Genomic DNA, 1,954 nt, shown 5'->3' with positions numbered 1-1,954 from the left:
CACCCGCATCGGCAGCGCCTCGCGGGAGGCGCCGTGGCCGTCGTCGAGCAGGTTGACCGCGGTGCCGTCGGCGCCGAAGCGCTTGCCCTGCCAGCCCGGCATGCCGCCGAGCGCGATCGCCCGCGGCGCCGCGACCCTCAGCGCGGCCGGGCCGACGAAGGAGATGCGGTAGTCGCCGGGCGCGGGCGGGGTCGCGGCCGGCGTCGCCCGGGTGAACTGTGCCCGCAGCGCGCTGAGTGAGGTGGGGAGGGGCCCGGTCGGGGTGGGCCCGGCGGGGGAGGGCTCTGTCATGGGGTTCCGATCGTCGTGGTGGGCGTGGGTGAGGACGCGGCGGCGCGGCGGGCGCGGTAGCGGGCGGCAAACCGTTCGGCCATCGCCGTGATGGTCAGGCTCGGGTTGACGCCGACGTTGGCCGGGATGGCCGAGCCGTCCACCACGTACAGGCCGGGATGGCCGAAGACCTGGTGGTCGGTGTCGATCACGCCCTGCGAGCCGTCCGCGCCGATGGCCGCGCCGCCCAGCACGTGCGCGGTGATGGACTTGCCGCCCACCGTCTCCAGCAGCAGGTTGAGCGGCCGCCCGCCCACCGACTCGGCGAACCGCCGCGCGACCTCGTTGGCCTGCGGCAGGTAGCTCGGGGCCTGCGCGCCCGCGGCGGCCTGCGAGCGCAGCACCCGCCGCCACGGGCGCACCGGCGAGCGGTCGAAGACCAGGCGGATCTCGTTCTCCACGTTCTGCATCACCGTGAAGACGCTCAGGCGCTCGATGAAGTTGCGGGCGGTCATCAGGCGCACCTGCTGCCACGGCGCCCGCGCGAGGCGGGCCAGCGCGGCCCGTCGGCGCGCGGCGGGGTCCTCGCCGTCGACGAGGGGGCCCAGCTGGAACCGCATGTGCCACCCGCCGACGTACCGGTTCTGCGTGACGTGCGTGGCGGGGTCCGGGTAGAACTCGCTGGAGATGGTGGGGCCGCGGGTGAGGTCGGCGGCGGGGTCGTGGGCCAGGACCGCGGTGATGGCCTCCGAGTTGGTGCGCACGCCCTCGCCGAGCCGCCGCGAGACGCGGGGGAGCAGGCCGAGGTCGCGGGAGCGGAACAGCAGCTCCACCGTGCCCAGGACGCCCGCGGCCAGCACCACCTCGGCGGCGCGGATGGTCTGGCCGCCGCCGGTCCGGACCGCGTAGCCGCCGCCCGGGAGCTCGGCGATCGTGTCCACGCGCGTCTCGGGGCGCACCTCGACCCCGCGCTTCTCCGCCAGCCACAGGTAGTTGAGGTCCAGGGCGTTCTTGCTGCCGTAGGGGCAGCCGATGAGGCACGCCCCGCAGAGGCGGCACCCGGTGCGGTCGGGCCCCTCGCCGTCGAAGAACGGGTCCGGCACGGTGACCCCCTCCTCGCCGGGTGCGCCGAACCAGATGGCCATCGGCGTCGGACCGTACGTCTGGCCGGCGCCCATCGCGTGCGCGGTGGCCTCAAGGTGGCGGTCCATCTCGCCGACGAAGCGGGTGGTCTCGCGGCCGAGCATGCGCGCGGCGGTGCGGTAGTGCTCGGCGAGTTCGGCGCGCCAACCGGCGGGCGTCGCGGGCCAGGCGGGGTCGGTGAAGAACTCGTCCTTGGGCTCCAGCAGCACCCCGGCCCAGACGATGCTGCCGCCGCCCACGCCCGCGCCGCCGATGATGCCCACGTGCCTGAGCACCCGCTGCCAGAAGAAGCCCCTGAGCCCGAGTTCGGGCATCCACAGGTATTTGCGTGGGTCGGTGCGGGCCGCCAGGAGGTCGTCCGGGGAGTGACGACGCCCCTGCTCCAGCACCAGGACCCGGCGCCCCTGCTCGGCCAGCCGGAGTGCGGACACCGCGCCGCCGAACCCGCTGCCGATCACGAGGACGTCGGGATCGCTCGCCGACTGGGGGCTGGTGGTCATGGACGAAGCTTAGGACGCGCGCGGCCGGGCGACCCGGGAGG

Annotated in this window: 1 protein-coding gene and 1 pseudogene; both read right to left on the bottom strand. The window is 75.2% G+C overall.

Annotated elements, in window-relative coordinates; genetic code table 11:
• Positions 1–291: pseudogene (locus B4M60_RS06450) on the bottom strand (hypothetical protein); the annotation flags it as partial.
• Positions 288–1,913 (bottom strand): GMC oxidoreductase, encoded by a 1,626-nt coding sequence (locus tag B4M60_RS06445; RefSeq protein WP_291081389.1) that lies wholly within the window; start codon positions 1,911–1,913, stop codon positions 288–290. The gene B4M60_RS06445 and the pseudogene B4M60_RS06450, both read right to left, overlap by 4 nt.
• Positions 1,914–1,954 lie beyond the last annotated feature (41 nt).

The organism is Dietzia sp. UBA5065, from assembly GCA_002415925.1.
GTDB lineage: Bacteria > Actinomycetota > Actinomycetes > Mycobacteriales > Mycobacteriaceae > Dietzia.
The sequence above is the reverse complement of the archived record's forward strand: the minus strand, read 5'-3'. Positions and strand labels throughout refer to the sequence as shown.